We start from the raw sequence: 16148 nt of genomic DNA on the forward strand, positions 1-16148 counted from the left end.
GGTCACGCCTCCTCGCCGAGGATCCGGGGCACCCGGAACCGGCCGTCTTCGGACTTGGGCGCGCCGGAGAGCGCCTGCTCCTGGGTCAGCCCCGGCCGCACCACGTCCTCGCGGAAGACGTTGGTCAGCGGCACGGCGTGCGAGGTCGGCGGGATCTCCGCGGTGGCGATCTCACCGACGCGGGCCACCGACTGCAGGATGACGTCGAGCTGACCTGCGAAGGTGTCCAGCTCGGCTTCGGTGACCGAGAGCCTGGCGAGCTTCGCGAGGCCGGCCACCTCCTCGCGCGAAATTGCGGGCACTTGATCGACCCCTCGATGCGGTATGCGTGACCGCCCGAGTGTATGGCGCCCCCCGCCGCGGTTCCGAACCGGTTACCGGGCGGGGCCGTCGGGGGTCACTGGTAGAACTAGGACGTTACGAACGTGCTTCCGTCCTGCACAAAGCGGTCGTGGACGGCGGCGCCCGCCGGGTGTTCTGCCACAATCGGCGGCCGACAGCGGCGCTCGGACGCCGACCCTTGCAGCTCAGGAGGCGTTGGAGCCGGTGTCATTCCTGATCCGGGTACAGCTTCCCGACCGCCCAGGCACGCTCGGCGCCGTCGCGTCGGCCCTCGGCGAGATCGGCGCGGACATCCTCAGCGTGGACGTGGTGGAACGCTCACCCGGCGTGGCGGTGGACGACCTGGTGGTGGAGCTGCCCTCCGGCCGCCTGCCCGACGTGCTGATCACCGCGGCGGAGTCGGTCGAGGGCGTGGAGGTGGACGCGGTCCGGCCCTACGCGGGCGTGCTGGACACCCATCGCGAGCTGGAGCTCGTCGAGGAGGTGGCCGCCGAGCCGGTCAAGGGCGTCGAGGTGTTCACCGAGGGCGTCCCGAAGATCATCCGCGCGGGGTGGGCCGTGGTGGCGCGGCGCCGGCCGGACGGCCTGGAGCGGCTGGCCGCGTCCACGGCTGCGCCGGAGACGCGCGCGGTGGAGCTGCCGTGGATGCCGCTGGCCAAGGCCCGCATCCTCGACGGCGAGGAGTCCTGGGTGCCGGAGACCTGGCGCGAGCTCGGCACCGAGCTGGCCGCGACACCCCTGGGCAACCCCGACCGCGTGCTCCTCGTGGGCCGCCCGGGAGGCCCGATGTTCCGCGCCGCCGAGGTCGCCCGCCTCGCCCACCTCGCCGGCATCGTCTCCGTCGTCCTCCCCGACTAGCCGCACTCCACCCGGGGGTCAGGAGGCGGCGTCACCGATCCGGGCGATTTCGGTGGCGGCTTCGGGGCCCTTGGTGAGCAGCGTGGTGAAGCCGTCCTCGTCCAGCACGGGGACCTTGAGCTGCAGGGCCTTGTCGTGCTTGGAGCCCGGGTTGTCGCCGACCACCACGAAGGCCGTCTTCTTGGAGACCGCGCTCGCCGCCCGGCCGCCGCGGACCATGATCGCTTCCTTGGCCTCGTCGCGGGAGTAGCCGGTCAGCGTGCCGGTGACCACGATCGACATGCCTTCGAGCGTCCTGGGCACGGACTCGTCGCGCTCGTCCGCCATGCGCACGCCCGCCGCGCGCCACTTGTCGACCAGCTCGCGGTGCCAGCCCACCTGGAACCACTCGTGGGCGGACTTCGCGATGCGCGGGCCGACGCCGTCCACGGCGGCCAGCTTCTCCTCGTCGGCGTCGGCGATCTCCTCCAGCGAGCCGAACTCCCGGGCCAGCGCCTGCGCGGCGGTGGGGCCGACGTGCCGGATGGACAGCGCCACGATGACCTTCCACAGTGGACGGTCCTTGGCGGCCTCCAGGTTCTCCAGCAGGTTCTCGCCGTTCTTGGACAGCACGCCCTTGTCCGTGCGGAACAGGTCGACCTGGAGCAGCTTGTCGGCGGTGAGGTCGAAGACGTCGCCCTCGTCGGTGATCACCCCGGACTCCAGCAGCGCGGTCGCGGCCTTGTAGCCCAGCACCTCGATGTCGAAGGCGCCTCGGCCGGCGAGGTGGAACAGCCGCTCCCGCAGCTGCGCGGGGCAGCTGCGCTGGTTGGGGCAACGGATGTCGACGTCGCCCTCCTTCTGGTAGGCCAGCTCCGTCCCGCACTCCGGGCAGTGCGTGGGCATCACGAACTCGCGCTCGGAGCCGTCGCGGGCGTCCACGACCGGGCCGAGCACCTCCGGGATCACGTCGCCCGCCTTGCGGATCACCACGCGGTCGCCGATCAGCACGCCCTTGCGGCGGACCTCGTCGGCGTTGTGCAGCGTGGCCATCGCGACGGTGGACCCGGCGACCTTGACCGGCTCCATCACCGCGTACGGGGTGACCCGCCCGGTGCGGCCCACGTTGACCCGGATGTCCAGCAGCTCGGTGGTGGCCTCCTCCGGCGGGTACTTGTAGGCGATCGCCCACCGCGGCGCGCGCGAGGTGCTGCCGAGCCTGCGCTGCAGCGGCACCTCGTCGACCTTGATCACCACGCCGTCGATCTCGTGCTCGGCGTCGTGCCGGTGCTCGCCCCAGTGGTCGATGTGCTCCAGAATCTCGTCCACAGTGGACAGGACCTTGGTGTGCCCCGACACGGGCAGGCCCCAGGCCTTCAGCGCGGCGTAGGACTCCGACTGGCGCGCGGGCTCGAAGCCGTCGCGCTTGCCCAGCCCGTGCGAGATCATCCGCAGCGGCCTGTTCCCGGTGACCCTCGGGTCCTTCTGCCGCAACGAACCCGCCGCCGCGTTGCGCGGGTTGGCGAAGGGCGGTTTGCCCGCCTCGACCTGGCCCGCGTTGAGCGCCTCGAAGTCCTCCAGGGTGAAGAACACCTCGCCGCGCACCTCGACCAGCTCCGGCACGGGGAACTCGTCGGTCCCGGTGAGCCGTTCCGGCACGTCGCGCAGCGTGCGCAGGTTGAGCGTGACGTCCTCGCCCGTGCGGCCGTCGCCCCTGGTCAAACCCCTGGTCAGGCGGCCGTTCCGGTAGAGCAGGTTGACCGCGAGGCCGTCGATCTTCAGCTCGCACAGGTAGTGCGCGTCCTTGCCGACCTCCTTCTCCACCCGCTCCACCCACGCGCGCATGTCGTCGTGGTCGAAGGCGTTGTCGAGGCTGAGCATCCGCTCCAGGTGGTCGACGGCGGTGAACTCGGTGACGAACTCCGTGCCGACGCGCTGGGTCGGTGAGTCGGGGGTGACCAGCGAGGGGTGCTCGGCCTCGATCGCCTGCAGTTCCCGGAACAGGGCGTCGAACTCGCCGTCGGAGATCGTCGGCGTCTTGAAGTAGTACCGGAACTGGTGCTCGGCGATCTCCCGCGCGAGCACGGAGTGGCGCTCACGCACCTCGTTCGGAACCTCATCGGCGCTGGTCACACGTGCAGGGTAACCACGACCACCGACACTCGCGCTCAGCCTCCGGCGAGTCGGTCCAGGTCGCGGACGAGCGCACGGAACTCGAGTAACCCGATCGAGTCGTCCGGTTCGGTCTCGGCCGTCTCGACCCGCCCGAGCCGGTCCGCGGCGAGGCGTTCGCCGAGGGTGGCGTCCAGCGGCAGGAAGGTCATCGCGGCCTTGGCGGCGTCGTCCAGCTCGGCCAGCCGGGGGTGGTAGACCTCCACGTCCACGACGCCCGCGGCCTCGTCCACCCGCGCGGAGACGCGGACCTGGCCGAGCGCGAGGCGGTGCGCGCCGAGGTTCACCGTCACCTGCGTCGGGTCGGGCACCGCGGGCACGGCGTCGTGGTACTCCCACAGCGTGCTGGGCTCGGGCGCGGCGGCCAGCCACGCGTCGGTGTAGGGCCGCAGCGCCGGATCGCCCTGGGCGCTGACCACCAGCGCGTACACCGACTCGTGGCCGCGCTCGATGGTGAAGTGCAGGTCGGGGTGGAGCGCGGCGACGGTGTCGCAGAGCAACGGCTCCACCTTGCGCGGCTCACGCTCGCCGAGCGCGGAACTGAGCACGGGCAGCAGCTCCTCCCACCGCTGCCAGAAGGCGGCGGCGCGGGCGGCGTGATCGGGTTCCTCTGCCCGGCGACGCAGGAACTTCACATGCACCCCATTCTTGTCGCCGATCATGTTGCCCTGCCGAGGGTGGTTTCGTCATCTCAGTGAGCCGACCGGACGGCGACCGCAAGCAACGTCGCCGCGTGGCCGCCCAGCTTGCGCCCGGATGGCCACACCGCGCGCAGCGAACGGCGTAGGTCGACACCGTCTACCGGGACCTCCACAAGGCGCCCGTCGGTGAGGTCGGCCTGCACGGCGAGCACGCTCAGCACGGCCGGCCCGGCCCCGTTCATCACCGCGCTGCGCACGGCCGTGGTCGAGCCCAGTTCGAGCAGCGGCTGCACCGCTCCGACAGCACGCTCCAGGGTGTCGCGGGTGCCGGAGCCGGGCTCGCGCACGACGAGCGGGGTGGCCGCCAGCTCGGCGGCGGTCAGCGGGCGCCTGCGACGCGACCATGGGTGGCGCGGCGCGACGACCACGGCGAGGCGGTCGGTTGCGACACGGCGGGAGTTCAGCCCCGGCGGCACGCTCGGCGACTCGATGAACCCGAGCGCCACCTCGGCCCTGCGCACCAGGTCGGCGACGGTGCCCGAGTTGGTGACCTGCAGGCCCACGTAGAGGTCGCCGGCACCGCGGCGCAGTTCGGCGATCCAGCCGGGCGCGAGGTGTTCGGCGACGGTCATGCTCGCGGCCACGCGCAGCTCCGCGTCCTGTTCGCCGCGCAGCGCCTCGGCCCCGGCGAGCAGCACGTCCAGCTCGTCGAGCACCCGTCGCGCCCAGTCGCTGACCACCCGGCCCGCCGTGGTCAGGCTGGAGCCGCCGGGCCCGCGCTCGACCAGCTCCAGCCGCAGCCGCCGCTCCAGCGTGGACATCCGCTTGCTGGCCGACGGCTGGCTGATCTCCAGCGCGCGGGCGGCGCGGCCGAGGCCGCCCAGCTCGCCCACCAGGACGAGCAGCCGCAGTGACTCCACGTCCGGGGGCTGACTCATAGCCCAAGGGTATGACCTGTTGCTGATCTCGGGGGTACCGGACGCTCCGGGGAGGCGGCAGGGTGACACGGTGCCCGCTGTATTCCGCCCCTCAGCAGTCCGCACCAATCTGCCCGGCCTCGCTGCCATCACCCTCGCCGTGACGATCGCCCTCGCGGTGAACCGGCTGCTCCCGGCGGTGAGCCCGCTGACCGGCGCGGTGGTCCTCGGAGTCGTGGTGGGCAACCTGCCCGTGCTGCCGGACTCGGCGAAGCCGGGCCTGAAGTGGGCGACGCGGCGTTTCCTGCGCGCGGGTGTGGTCCTGCTCGGGGTGCAGCTGTCGGTGGCGCAGGTGCTCCAGCTCGGCGGCGGCATGCTGCTCGTGGTACTGGTGACGGTGGTGGTGACGTTCTTCGGCACCGTCCTGCTCGGCCGCCTGCTGGGCCTGCCGCGCGGGCTGACGTTGATGGTGAGCACGGGTTTCTCGATCTGTGGCGCGTCCGCGGTTGCCGCCGTCGAGGGCATCGTCGAGCGCGAGGAGTCGGAGGTCGCGACGGCCATCGGCCTGGTCACGCTGTTCGGCAGCGTCTCGATGCTCGCGCTGCCGTTGCTGTCCGGTGGTGTCGAGCTGGGCATGTGGGCGGGTGCGAGCGTGCACGAGGTCGCCCAGGTCGTCGCTGCGGCCTCCCCCGCCGGTGCCGCCGCCGTCGCCGCCGCGGTCGTGGTGAAGCTGAGCCGCGTGGTGCTGCTCGCCCCGCTCGCGGCCGGGCTCAGCGTCGTGGAGCGGCGCAGGCGTCCGGTGGTCGAGGGCAAGCGCCCGCCGTTGATCCCCGTGTTCGTGCTGGGCTTCCTCGCGATGGTGGCGCTGCGGAGCACGAACGTCTTCCCCGAGGCTTGGGTCCCCAGGACGAAGGACATCACCGGCTTGTTGCTGGCGGGCGCGCTGTTCGGGCTCGGAACCGGTGTGCAGCTGCGGTCGCTGGCCAGGACCGGGCCGAAGGCGCTGGTGCTGGGCCTGGGTTCCACGGTGCTCGTGGCCGCGGTCGCCTACGCCGGGGTGCGGCTGGTCGGGTGAGCCGCACCCCGGCTGCGGCTAACGCATCGAGGTCAGGCCGAAGGTGAGCATCGCGGTCGAGGTGAAGTCGATCGCGGTCTCCGAGGTGGCCCAGGACCTGGTGTCGTCCAGGAACTCCGAACCGGAGCCGTCGAAGGCCTTCATGTCCCGCTGACACGGACGCATGTCGCCGAACTCACCGAGGTCGCCGAGCAGCCCGGCCTTGTTCGGACCGTTGATCACCGCACCGACGAGGACCTTCTTCCCGCCGTTGAGGTCGCCCTGGAGGTTGGCGACCTGGTGGTGGACGCACCGCGAGAAGTCCCCCGCGCCGATGACGAGCGACACGCCCCATGCGTTGCTGCCCAACGCGAAACCGCGTTGCTGCGTGCCGAAAGCGTCGAACGCCCGGTCGCCGGTGAGCGATCGGTAGAGCTGCGCGGTGGAGGCGAACCCGAAGCTGCGCGGGGCCGCGTCGAAGCTGACAACACTGGCCGCCGTGCGGAACGGGCTCTTCGCCGCACTGTCCACACCGGACTGGAGCTGCTTCTTCAAGTGCCCGGTCAGATCGCGCTCGGTGACCTCGGCCCCGGACACGGGACCGTCGCGCAGCAAGCGGGTCAGGGACGCGTGGGCCAGCGCGCTGGTGTTGTACAGGTTGAGCGTGTCGGTCTCACCGCTGGCGATGTAGCGCTTGGCCCACTGCGTCGCCGCGCGCCCCCACTCACCCGCGCGCGGGTCCTTCAGCGCACGTCCGGCGGCAGCCAGTTCGGCCGCGCCCAGCTCCATGTCGTCCATCCAGGAGTTCTCCGGGTAGAAGGCCCTGGGCAGCGCGGTCACGAGCTTGTCCGGGTCGACGTTCTCGGTCTGCGCGCCGGCGAGGATCGAGGCGCCCTCGTCGAGGTACTTCTTGGCCAGCGCGGGGTTCTGGCGCGCGTTGTACTGCGCCGCCAGCGCGAAGGACGCGGCCACCCGCCCGGCCAGGTTCGGGCTGATCGGCGCGCTGATCCGGAACACCGGGCGGTGCTTGACGTAGTACTTCTCGTCGCCGGGCCTGACGTTGAGCGCGTCGTCGTCCTGGGGCAGCCGCCACACGTCGTGGTCGCCCTTGAAGCCGAGGTCGGCGTTGCCCGGCCCGATGCCCACCTGGATGTAGAGGGTTTTGTTCGTGGCGTCCCAGGCCTTGTCGAGCCACTTCAGCCCGTGGTCGATCTCCGCGTTCAGCGCGGCGTGCGGCTTCTTCAGGTCGCGCTGCAGGTACTGGAGGCTGGCCAGGGAGTACGACGTGGCGTGGGTGAACTTGAGGAAGTCGCCCGCGTCGAACCAGCCGCCTTCGACGTCCACCGGTCCGCCGACGGGTTTGAGCACGGTGGTCGGCCGGTTCTGGTCGTCGAACTCCGGCGTCTCGTAGACCGTCGCCTGCCGGTCGGCGAGGTGCGAGGGCTTGCGGTCGAAGCTGCCGGGGATGACGTCGGCGCCGTCGCGCTGCGTCTGGAAGAACTGGACGGTCTTGTCGATCCACGGCCGGAACACCTCCTCGGCCGCGCCGATCCTGAACTCCGGCGAGGTGACCCCGGCGATCCGCACGCGGTAGCGGCCGGGCTTGTCGAGCGCGGTGAGGTCCAGCGGCCGCACTGCGGTGAAGCGCTGGTTCCAGCCGCCCAGGCTCGCGCCCGCCCGCCCCCGCAGCACGGACGAGCCGTACTGGTTGATCACGTCGAAGGAGGCGGTGCGGGCGGAGCCGGACAGGAAGTACGCGGTCTTGCTCTCGCCGATCGCATAACCGATCCCGTCCACCCGGACATGGCCGTCCGCGGGAGCGGCAGCCGCCGGGCTGACGGTGACGGCGAGCGCGGTGATGGTGGAGACCGCTAAGACACGGGCACGACGCACAGACCCTCCGTTCCGGGGCTGGCGGCGGAAGCCCAATAGTTAATAACGTTCCCTATTAATCGCTAATCCTCCCCTCGCCCCCCTGGTCTCGTCAATGCACGGCAACACAGCCGCAACAAGGAGGACGCACCCGCCGACCGCCGGCGCCGCGGTGTTGAGCAGCGCGGTGCCGAGCGCCGCTCCGAGTTGCTGGGCCGCGTTGTAGGCGGCCGACGCCGCTCCGATGTCGTGTCCCCGCAGGCCCGCAGTGGCCAGGCTCGCGGTCGGCGGCATGACGAGTCCGAGGACGGTCTGCGTGCAGTAGCTCATGAACAGGTAGAAGCCGAACATCGCGAAGAACATCACCGTGATCGCGAGGAAGGCTCCGCCGCGCACGCGACCCTGCATCACCCGCATCGGCAGCAACGGTTGCCGCACGCGGGTTTCCACGATGATGAACGCGGTCAACAGCACGACGCCGACGACCAGCACTCCGACGTCGGCCATGCTGAGGCCGTACACCACGGCGGCGAAACCGGCAGCGCTGAGCACTGCGCCCGCGACGTCGAGCCGTCCTGGTTCGCGCTGGGTTCCGGGCACGAGCGCGGTGCCCACAACAGCGAGCAGGGCAACGGGAACGTTGATGTAGAGGCACCAACGCCAATCGGCGTACTCGGTGAGCAACCCGCCCGCGATGAGCCCCACCGCCGATCCGGCGGCACCCACCGCGGCGAACACGCCGAACGCGCACCCTCGTTCGCGTGGCTCGGTGAAGGTGTTGGTGAGCAAGGACAATCCGGCTGGGGCGAGCAGTGCCGCGAACACGCCCTGCACGGCGCGTGCGGTGATCAGCACGCCGGAACTGCCTGCGGCTCCGCCCGACGCCGAGGCGACAGCGAAGCCGAGCAGCCCGACAGCGAACGCGCGCCGATGCCCGAGCGCGCCGCTCACCCGGCCGCCGAGGAGCAGCAACCCACCGAATGCCAAGGCGTACGCGGTTACCACCCAATGCCGGTCCGGGTCGGACATCCCGAGTGTCGCCTGGGCGGAGGGCAACGCGATGTTCACGATCGTCCCGTCGAGGACGACCAACAGCTGCGCCGCGCTCACCACCAGCAGGGTCGTTGTCTTGAAACGCACCCTCAACCCCCGGTCGAATCCGGGTCTAGGCTCGGGCGATGAGCAGGATCGACCGCGCGAGCCGGGTCATCGCGGTACCCCCGCCCGCCGTCTACGGCGCCCTTCTCGACCGTGCCGCCCTCGAGGCGTGGCTGCCGCCCGAGGGCATGCGCGGGCGGATCGACCGGTGGGATCCGCGACCCGGTGGCGGTTTCCGGATGGTCCTCACCTACCTCGACCCCGTCGGCGACCCGGGCAAGACCTCGGACGGGACAGACGTCGTCGAGGTCGGTTTCGCGGAGCTGGTACCGCAGGAGAGCGTCGTGCAGACGGCCGTGTTCGAGGCCGACGATCCTTCGTACGCGGGCACCATGACGATGACCTGGCGCCTCGAAGCGGTCGACGGGGGAACCGAGGTGACCGTCACCGCCACCGGTGTGCCGCCCGGGATCGACCAGGCCGCGCACGAGGTCGGAATCGCGTCCTCACTGGCGAATCTGGCCGCGTACCTGACTACCAGCTCTCCGGGGGCTCGACGAAAGCCTTGGCCACGTCGTTGACGAGCGACAGCGCGCGCCGGGCCCACTGCGGTGTCGCCCCGGCCAGGCCGCACGCGGGCGTCGGCACGGCCAGCTTCGCCAGGTGCGCGCGGTCGAACCCGAGCTGGTCGGCGAGCGCGAACGCGGGCTGGGCGGCCTCGCGCAGCGACACGGGCTTGCCGGGGTCCACGCCCGGTACCACGCCGAGCCACAGCGGAACACCCTCCTGCCAGGCCTCGCCGAGTTCGTCCAGCAGCTCTTTTCCGCTCAACGGAGCCAGGTCCAGCGCGATCGCGCTCGCACCGGCCCGGCGCAGCGACGTCACCGGCGGGCGGTTCGCGCAGCAGTGCACCACGACGGGAACGTCCAGCGAGGTGATCACGTTGCGCAGCAAGGCTTCCGCCTCCGGCGCGTGCACCTGCGCCACGGTGCCGTAGCCCGAGGGCGTCGGCAGCGACCCGGCGAGCACCGCGGGCAGCATCGGTTCGTCGAGCTGGACGATCACCTTGGCGCCGGTGCGCGCCGCGACCTCCGCGACGTGCCGGGCGAGGCCCTCGGCCAGCGACTCGCCGAACTCGCGCAGCGCGCCGTGGTCGGTGAGCACCCGGTGCCCGCGCTGCAGCTCGATCATCGAGGTCAGCGTCCACGGGCCCGCCGCCTGGACCTTGAACAGCTCCGGCCGGACGCCGTCGAGGACCTCCTCCATCGCGTCCATGTCACCGCGCAGCTGGTCGACGCAGCGGCGGTGGTCGCGGCCGGGGCGGGCCGTGACGCGGTAGCCGGACGGCACCACCTCCACGGCGAGGTCCACCAGCAGCCCCGCCGTGCGCCCGATCAGGTCCGCGCCGACGCCGCGCGCGGGCAGCTCCGGCAGGTGCGGCAGCACGGGCAGCTCACCCGCGACGACGCGGGCGGCCTCAAGCGGGTCGACGCCGGGCATGGAGCCGATTCCGGTCGCTGTTCCGGCTGGCAGGAGGGATTGTGTCACCCCCTTTGCCTATCACCCCGGCACGTCCGCCCGACGGTGAGGTTGTGGTCTAGACCTATTGACGAAGTGGTCCAGGCCACTTACGGTCAAGGGGCCCGGCCGCCGCCAGCACCCGTTGGGAGGCGTTGTCGTGGTCAGAACCCTGCTCGCCGTGATCATCGCCATGGTCGCCACCGTCCAACCGGCGTCCGCACGGGCAGTGCCGGCGCCCGATCCCGCAAGCGGATCTTCGGCCTCCATCCGGTACGCGCCCTACATCGACATCACGATGGAGCGCCCGACCCTGCCCGAAGTGGCGCGGGCGACCGGCGTCAAGCACTTCACCCTCGCCTTCGCGCTCGGCAGCCACGCGGGCTGCGACCCGAAGTGGGGCGGCACGATCGACCTCACCGAACCCCGCGTCGTCAACCAGATCCGCGAGCTGAAGGCGATGGGCGGCGACGTGGTCATCGCGACCGGCGGCGCGCTCGGTCCGTACCTGGAACACGTCTGCGGCAGCGCTTCCGCGTTGGCGGGCGCCTACCGCAAGATCCTCGACGCCACCGGCGCGACGCACATCGACGTGGACGTGGAGGCCGCGATCCCGGCCGACACGGTCAACCAGGCGCTCGCCACGATCCAACGGGAGCGCGGGACCTCGGTCGGCTACACGCTGCGCGTGCAGGGCCAGGACTACGGCGTCGACCCGTTCTCCTTGCAGATCCTGCAAAGCGCCGCGCGGCACAACGTCGACGTCCTGGTGAACCCGATGCTGATGAACTTCGGCTACACCGGCGACTGGGGCGACGCGATGATCTCCGCGGCGCAGGCGGTGCTGCGGCAGATGAAGACGGTGTGGCCGAACAAGTCCGACGCGGAGCTGCGCGCCGAGCTCGGCGTGACACCCATGATCGGCCGCAACGACACCGGCATGACGACCACCCAGGCGCACGCACGAAAACTGCTCAACTGGGCCAAGTCGAACACCATCGGCTTCATCGGCTTCTGGTCGATCGGCCGGGACAACGGCTCCTGTCCCGGCGGCGGTGTCTCTCCGACGTGCAGCGGCATCGCCCAGTCGCAGTGGGAGTTCACCAACATCTTCAAGGCGTTCTGAGACTGGGGGCCGCCCTCATGACGCGCCCCGTGGTGGGGGCGGCCCTCGACCACCTTTCCTGCTGACTTTCTGCGAATGCATGCAGGTACGCACATGGCTAAGCTGCTGCGGTGCAGACCGGCGATCCGGACTTCCTCCTCCCAGCCGACCACGACGTCCGGCTGGCGACCGAGGCGTTCCGCCTCCTGGCGGACCCGACCAGAATCAAGATCCTCTGGGCGCTGTACCAGGGCGAGTCCTCCGTGGCCGGGCTCGCGGACCTCGTCGGGGCGACACCGACGGCGGTGAGCCAGCACCTGGCCAAGCTCCGCCTCGCCCGACTGGTCCGCGGCAGGCGCGAGGGGACCTTCGTCTACTACTCCGCCGACAACCAGCACATCCACCGCCTGCTGGCCGAGGCGCTGGGCCGGGTCAGCGCGGACCGCTAGGCCAGCGAACGGATTCCGATACTGTTCGCAGCAACTCCACGACCTCGCTGACCAGGGCGGACGGCCTCCGCCGGAGCACCACGTAGACCCGTCGCGCCGGGCGGACGTCGGCCAGCTCCCTGGCCACCACGCGTGTGGTGTCGGCGCGCGCGAACACGCTCGCGGGCAACAGCGCCATGCCGAGCCCCGCCCGCAGCAGGGCGAGGGTGACCTCGTAGTTGTGCGTCTCGAAGGCGACCTCGACGTCGACGCCCGCGCGGCGCGCCAGCCGCTCCAGCGTGATCAGGTCGGCGATCCCCGGACCGCCGCAGATCCACTCCTGCCCGCCGAGGTCCGCGAACGCCACGTGAGCCGCCCCGGCCAGCGGGTGCGCGGCGGGCAGGGCCAGCAGCAGCGGATCGTCCAGCAGCCGCACCCGTTGCAACCCATCGGCTTTCGGCAGCGCGACGCCCGGATAGCGGTGCGTGATCAGCAGATCGAGCTCGCGCGAGGCCACGAGCCCGTATCCCGCGGGCGGTTCGAGGTCGACCAGGGACAGCTGCACGGTGGGATGCCTGCTCCGGAACTCGCCCAGCGCGGCCGGCACCAACAGCTGTCCAGCCGTGGGGAACGCGCCGATCGACAGCCGCTCCGGCTCCGCGCCGAGCACCGCGCGCACCGCCTCGTCGGCCGCCCGCAGCTCCCCGAGCACCCGTTCCCCGTGCTCCACAAGGACACGACCGGCCGCGGTGAGCTTCACGCCGCCGGGGCCGCGGTCGAGCAGGCGGGCGCCCAGTTCGCGTTCGAGCTTGCTGAGCTGTTGCGACAACGCGGACGGGGTGAACGCCATTCGTGTTGCCGCCGCGGCGATCGACCCGGCGTGCGCGACCTCCACGAGCACCCTCAGCCGCCCCGCATCGACCATTAGCGCTCCTTAACTCCACTCAGGAGACTTAACTTTCCGAGAGCCCCGCCGCCGACGCAAGCTGGAGCCATGGTCTCCCCCGCTGCCGCACGCATCGCCCCCTACATCAGGCGCACCCCGTTGCTGCGCTTGACGATCGACGGACGCCCGCTCGTGCTGAAGCTGGAGCAGCTGCAGCTCACCGGCTCCTTCAAGCTGCGGGGCGCGACCAACGCGCTGCTCTCCGGCGACCGCCCGGACCTCGCGGTGACCGCCTCCGGTGGCAACCACGGCATGGGTGTTGCCACCGCGGCACAGCACCTCGGCATCCCCGCGCGGGTGCACGTCCCGGACACCGCCCCCGAGGCGAAGCTCCGCCGCGTCCGCGACCTCGGCGCCGAAGTGATCAAGCACGCGGGCGGCTACGCCGCGGCCCTGGCCACCGCGCTCGAAGAGGGCGAGAAGCCCGGAGTCCGCTTCGTCCACGCCTACGACGACCCCGCGGTGGTGGCGGGCCAGAGCACCATCGGCGAGGAGATCGTCGAGGACGCCCCCGACGTGGACTCCGTCGCGGTCGCCGTGGGTGGCGGCGGACTGATCACCGGCATCGCTTCGGCGATCGGCGACCGCACCATCGTCGCGGTGGAGCCGGAGAACTGCTGCTGCTTCAACGCGGCACTGCGGGCGGGCGGCCTCGTCGACTCCACAGTGGACTCCGTGGCCGCGTCCGCGCTCGGCGCGGTCCGCGTGGGCACGCTGGCCTACGAATCCCTGCACTCCCGCGCCGTCTCAGTCCTCGTCAGCGACGCGGAGATCCTGGCCGCCCGTGACCGCCTGTGGGAGGAAGCGCGCCTGGCCGTGGAGCCCGCCGCCGCTGTCCCGGTGGCGGCCTGGCTGGCCGGGCGCGTTCCGGGTGCACTGCCGTGCGTCGTCCTCTGCGGGGCGAACTCCGACTGGTCCCCTACGGAGTGCGCGCCGTCGCGGTGATGGTGGCGGCGCCGAGGACCACGTCGCCGGACGGGGACGGAGAGTAGAGGACGGCGGTCTGGCCGGGGGCCACGCCGCGAAGGGGCTCGCGGAGGCGGATCTCCAGCGAGTCGCCGGCCACCTCGGCCACCGCGGGCGCGAGGCCGCCGTGCGCGCGGACCTGGACGACGCACTCGGTCGGCTCCGCCAACGGCCGACCCGAAGGCCACGTCGCGCGCGAGCCGGTGATCGAGGTGACCTCCAGGCGCTCCGCCGAACCGACGCGGACCGTGCCGGAGACCGGCTCCAGGGCCAGCACGTAGCGGGGCCGGCCGTCCGGCGCCGGGGTGTCGATGCCCAGGCCGTGCCGCTGGCCGATGGTGAAACCGTGCACGCCCGCGTGCTCGCCGAGCACCGCGCCGGTGGCGTCGTCGACGAGCTTGCCGGGCCGCTCCCCGATCTTCGAGCGGAGGAACCCGCGGGTGTCGCCGTCCGGGATGAAGCAGATGTCGTGGCTGTCCGGCTTCTCCGCGACCGACAGCCCGCGCGCGGCGGCCTCCTCGCGCACCGCGGGCTTGGTCGAACCGCCGAGCGGGAACATCGAGTGCCGCAGCTGCTCCTCGGTCAGCGTGGCCAGCACGTAGGACTGGTCCTTGTCCGCGTCCGCGCTCCGCCGCAGCTCCGGCACTCCATCCACAATGGACAAACGCGCGTAGTGGCCGGTGCACACCGCGTCGAAGCCGAGCGCGATCGCCTTGTCCAGCAGCGCGGCGAACTTGATCTTCTCGTTGCAGCGCATGCACGGGTTCGGGGTGCGGCCCGCCGAGTACTCCGCGACGAAGTCGTCCACGACGTCCTCGGTGAACCGCTCCGCCAGGTCCCAGATGTAGAAGGGGATGCCGAGCACGTCGGCGGCGCGGCGCGCGTCGTGCGAGTCCTCGATCGTGCAGCAGCCGCGCGAGCCGGTGCGCAGCGTGCCGGGCTTCGCCGACAGCGCCAGGTGCACGCCGGTCACGTCGTGGCCCTCGGCCACCGCCCGCGCCGCCGCGACCGCGGAGTCCACCCCGCCGCTCATCGCCGCCAGTACTCGCATCAGTTCACGCCCTCACACCGATCCTGCGCGCTCCCGCGCCCCGCAGCTGCTCCACCACCGGGCCGATGGCCGCCACCACGGTGGCAACGTCGGCGGCGGTCGAGGTATGCCCGAGCGAGAACCGCAGCGATCCCCGCGCGGCCGCCCGGTCGGCCCCCATGGCCAGCAGCACGTGGCTCGGCTGCGCGACGCCCGCCGTGCACGCCGAGCCGGTCGAGCACTCGATCCCCTTGGAGTCCAGCAACATCAGCAGGCTGTCGCCCTCGCAGCCGGGGAAGGTGAAGTGCGCGGTCCCCGGCAGCGTGTCCGCCGGATCGCCGTTGAGGACCGCGTCGGGCACCGCCGCCAGCACGCCGCGCACCAGCTCCGAGCGCAGCTGGTCCAGCCGGACCGCCTCCTCGGGCTGCGCCGCGACGACGTGCCGCACCGCGGTCGCGAGCCCGACGATGCCCGCCGACCCGAGCGTTCCGGAGCGGACCTCGCGCTCCTGGCCGCCCCCGTGCTGCACGGGCGTGCACGCGGTGTCCCGCCGCAACAGCAGCGCGCCGAACCCGACCGGGCCGCCGAGCTTGTGCCCGGTCAGCGTCAGCGCGTTCGCCCCGCACGCCGCGAAGTCCACCGGCAGCATGCCGACCGCCTGCACGGCGTCGGTGTGCAGCGGAACGCCCCGCGCGTGCGCCACCTCGGCCAGCTCGCGAACCGGGTTGACCGTGCCGACCTCGTTGTTCGCCCACATCACGCTGGCCAGCGCCACGGACTCCGGATCGCGGTCGATCAGCTCGGCCAGCGCCTCCGGCCGGACGCGCCCCGACGAGTCCACGGGGATCGTCTCGACCACCGCGCCCTGGTGCGCGCCGAGCCAGTCCGCGCTGTCCAGCACGGCGTGGTGCTCCACGGCCGAGACCAGCACGCGCACGCGGCGGGGATCGGCGGCGCGCCGGGCCCAGAAGACGCCCTTCACCGCCAGGTTGTCGCCCTCGGTGCCGCCGCCGGTGAAGATCACCTCGGACGGGTGCGCGCCGAGCGCCGCGGCCAGCGACTCACGCGCCTCCTCGACCACGCGGCGCGCTCGACGGCCCGAGGCGTGCAGCGACGAGGCGTTGCCCACCACGGGCAACGCCTCGGTCATCGCCGCCACGGCCTCGGGCAGCATCGGCGTGGTCGCCGCGTGATCCAGGTAAGTCATCTCGGGGTCCAGGGT

16 protein-coding genes are annotated in these 16148 nt (G+C 71.9%); 6 read left to right on the forward strand and 10 right to left on the reverse strand.

Going from position 1 to position 16148, the window contains the following annotated elements; genetic code table 11:
• Positions 1-2 precede the first annotated feature (2 nt).
• Positions 3-302, reverse strand: a complete 300-nt coding sequence (gatC, locus tag BLT28_RS20950) for an Asp-tRNA(Asn)/Glu-tRNA(Gln) amidotransferase subunit GatC (protein ID WP_030429071.1) — start codon at positions 300-302, stop codon at positions 3-5.
• Between the two features lie 244 nt (positions 303-546).
• Between gatC and BLT28_RS20955 the strand changes: the two genes are divergently transcribed.
• On the forward strand, positions 547-1200 hold the full coding sequence (locus tag BLT28_RS20955; RefSeq protein ID WP_030429070.1) for an ACT domain-containing protein: 654 nt from the start codon (positions 547-549) through the stop codon (positions 1198-1200).
• 18 nt (positions 1201-1218) lie between these two features.
• Here the strand turns inward: BLT28_RS20955 and ligA are convergent, their stop codons facing one another.
• Genes ligA through BLT28_RS20970 form a run of 3 tightly spaced genes read right to left on the reverse strand, consistent with a single transcriptional unit; the run spans position 1219 to position 4930 of the window.
• The gene (gene ligA, locus BLT28_RS20960) at positions 1219-3312 is read right to left on the reverse strand and encodes an NAD-dependent DNA ligase LigA (RefSeq protein WP_030429069.1); all 2094 of its coding nucleotides are present in this window, start codon (positions 3310-3312) and stop codon (positions 1219-1221) included.
• A gap of 35 nt (positions 3313-3347) precedes the next feature.
• Positions 3348-4013 carry a hypothetical protein gene (locus BLT28_RS20965; RefSeq protein ID WP_081900225.1) on the reverse strand — a complete coding sequence of 222 codons (666 nt, stop codon included), beginning with the start codon at positions 4011-4013 and terminating at the stop codon, positions 3348-3350.
• 29 nt (positions 4014-4042) lie between these two features.
• Positions 4043-4930: a LysR family transcriptional regulator gene (locus BLT28_RS20970; RefSeq protein ID WP_030429067.1), complete on the reverse strand. Its 888-nt coding sequence runs from the start codon at positions 4928-4930 to the stop codon at positions 4043-4045.
• Positions 4931-5000: 70 nt separating this feature from the next.
• Here BLT28_RS20970 and BLT28_RS20975 point away from each other — a divergent pair, with 70 nt between their 5' ends.
• Positions 5001-5984 (forward strand): YeiH family protein, encoded by a 984-nt coding sequence (locus tag BLT28_RS20975; RefSeq protein WP_030429066.1) that lies wholly within the window; start codon positions 5001-5003, stop codon positions 5982-5984.
• A gap of 18 nt (positions 5985-6002) precedes the next feature.
• On the opposite strand, the gene BLT28_RS20980 is transcribed toward BLT28_RS20975, so the two are convergent.
• Together BLT28_RS20980 and BLT28_RS20985 are read right to left on the reverse strand one after the other, a co-directional pair.
• Complete coding sequence (locus tag BLT28_RS20980) at positions 6003-7856, reverse strand: glycoside hydrolase family 9 protein (RefSeq protein WP_030429065.1); 1854 nt, start codon at positions 7854-7856, stop codon at positions 6003-6005.
• 39 nt (positions 7857-7895) lie between these two features.
• Entirely contained in the window at positions 7896-8975 is a 1080-nt protein-coding gene (locus tag BLT28_RS20985) for an MFS transporter (protein WP_052407189.1), read from the reverse strand.
• A 38-nt stretch (positions 8976-9013) separates the two neighbouring features.
• Between BLT28_RS20985 and BLT28_RS20990 the strand changes: the two genes are divergently transcribed.
• The gene (locus tag BLT28_RS20990; protein WP_030429063.1) at positions 9014-9514 is read left to right on the forward strand and encodes an SRPBCC family protein; all 501 of its coding nucleotides are present in this window, start codon (positions 9014-9016) and stop codon (positions 9512-9514) included.
• On the opposite strand, the gene BLT28_RS20995 is transcribed toward BLT28_RS20990, so the two are convergent.
• Positions 9468-10433: a uroporphyrinogen decarboxylase/cobalamine-independent methonine synthase family protein gene (locus BLT28_RS20995; RefSeq protein WP_052407188.1), complete on the reverse strand. Its 966-nt coding sequence runs from the start codon at positions 10431-10433 to the stop codon at positions 9468-9470. The two genes, BLT28_RS20990 and BLT28_RS20995, sit on opposite strands and share 47 nt — an antisense overlap.
• A 178-nt stretch (positions 10434-10611) precedes the next feature.
• On the opposite strand from BLT28_RS20995, the gene BLT28_RS21000 reads away from it, so the two are divergent.
• Both BLT28_RS21000 and BLT28_RS21005 read left to right on the forward strand, forming a co-directional pair.
• On the forward strand, positions 10612-11577 hold the full coding sequence (locus tag BLT28_RS21000) for a chitinase (protein ID WP_231950367.1): 966 nt from the start codon (positions 10612-10614) through the stop codon (positions 11575-11577).
• Positions 11578-11687: 110 nt separating this feature from the next.
• The gene (locus BLT28_RS21005) at positions 11688-12005 is read left to right on the forward strand and encodes an ArsR/SmtB family transcription factor (protein ID WP_030429060.1); all 318 of its coding nucleotides are present in this window, start codon (positions 11688-11690) and stop codon (positions 12003-12005) included.
• Here BLT28_RS21005 and BLT28_RS21010 read toward each other — a convergent pair.
• Entirely contained in the window at positions 11989-12909 is a 921-nt protein-coding gene (locus BLT28_RS21010; protein ID WP_030429059.1) for a LysR substrate-binding domain-containing protein, read from the reverse strand. The two genes, BLT28_RS21005 and BLT28_RS21010, sit on opposite strands and share 17 nt — an antisense overlap.
• 69 nt (positions 12910-12978) lie before the next feature.
• Here BLT28_RS21010 and BLT28_RS21015 point away from each other — a divergent pair, with 69 nt between their 5' ends.
• Positions 12979-13875, forward strand: a complete 897-nt coding sequence (locus BLT28_RS21015) for a serine/threonine dehydratase (RefSeq protein ID WP_030429058.1) — start codon at positions 12979-12981, stop codon at positions 13873-13875.
• Here BLT28_RS21015 and mnmA read toward each other — a convergent pair.
• Together mnmA and BLT28_RS21025 are read right to left on the reverse strand one after the other, a co-directional pair.
• Entirely contained in the window at positions 13850-14947 is a 1098-nt protein-coding gene (gene mnmA, locus BLT28_RS21020) for a tRNA 2-thiouridine(34) synthase MnmA (protein WP_030429057.1), read from the reverse strand. The genes BLT28_RS21015 and mnmA overlap by 26 nt on opposite strands.
• Positions 14948-14951: 4 nt before the next feature.
• Entirely contained in the window at positions 14952-16133 is a 1182-nt protein-coding gene (locus BLT28_RS21025) for a cysteine desulfurase family protein (RefSeq protein WP_030429056.1), read from the reverse strand.
• Positions 16134-16148 lie beyond the last annotated feature (15 nt).

The sequence above is a fragment of the Allokutzneria albata genome (genome assembly GCF_900103775.1).
In the GTDB taxonomy this organism is placed as follows: domain Bacteria; phylum Actinomycetota; class Actinomycetes; order Mycobacteriales; family Pseudonocardiaceae; genus Allokutzneria; species Allokutzneria albata.

Bases quoted from the DNA above. Each gene is read 5' to 3' on its own strand.
- BLT28_RS20965 (WP_081900225.1), bottom strand. From the start codon at position 4,013: ATGATCGGCGACAAGAATGGGGTGCATGTGAAGTTCCTGCGTCGCCGG.
- BLT28_RS20970 (WP_030429067.1), bottom strand. From the start codon at position 4,930: ATGAGTCAGCCCCCGGACGTGGAGTCACTGCGGCTGCTCGTCCTGGTG.
- BLT28_RS20990 (WP_030429063.1), top strand. From the start codon at position 9,014: ATGAGCAGGATCGACCGCGCGAGCCGGGTCATCGCGGTACCCCCGCCC.
- BLT28_RS20995 (WP_052407188.1), bottom strand. From the start codon at position 10,433: ATGCCCGGCGTCGACCCGCTTGAGGCCGCCCGCGTCGTCGCGGGTGAG.
- BLT28_RS21010 (WP_030429059.1), bottom strand. From the start codon at position 12,909: ATGGTCGATGCGGGGCGGCTGAGGGTGCTCGTGGAGGTCGCGCACGCC.
- BLT28_RS21015 (WP_030429058.1), top strand. From the start codon at position 12,979: ATGGTCTCCCCCGCTGCCGCACGCATCGCCCCCTACATCAGGCGCACC.
- mnmA (WP_030429057.1), bottom strand. From the start codon at position 14,947: ATGCGAGTACTGGCGGCGATGAGCGGCGGGGTGGACTCCGCGGTCGCG.
- BLT28_RS21025 (WP_030429056.1), bottom strand. From the start codon at position 16,133: ATGACTTACCTGGATCACGCGGCGACCACGCCGATGCTGCCCGAGGCC.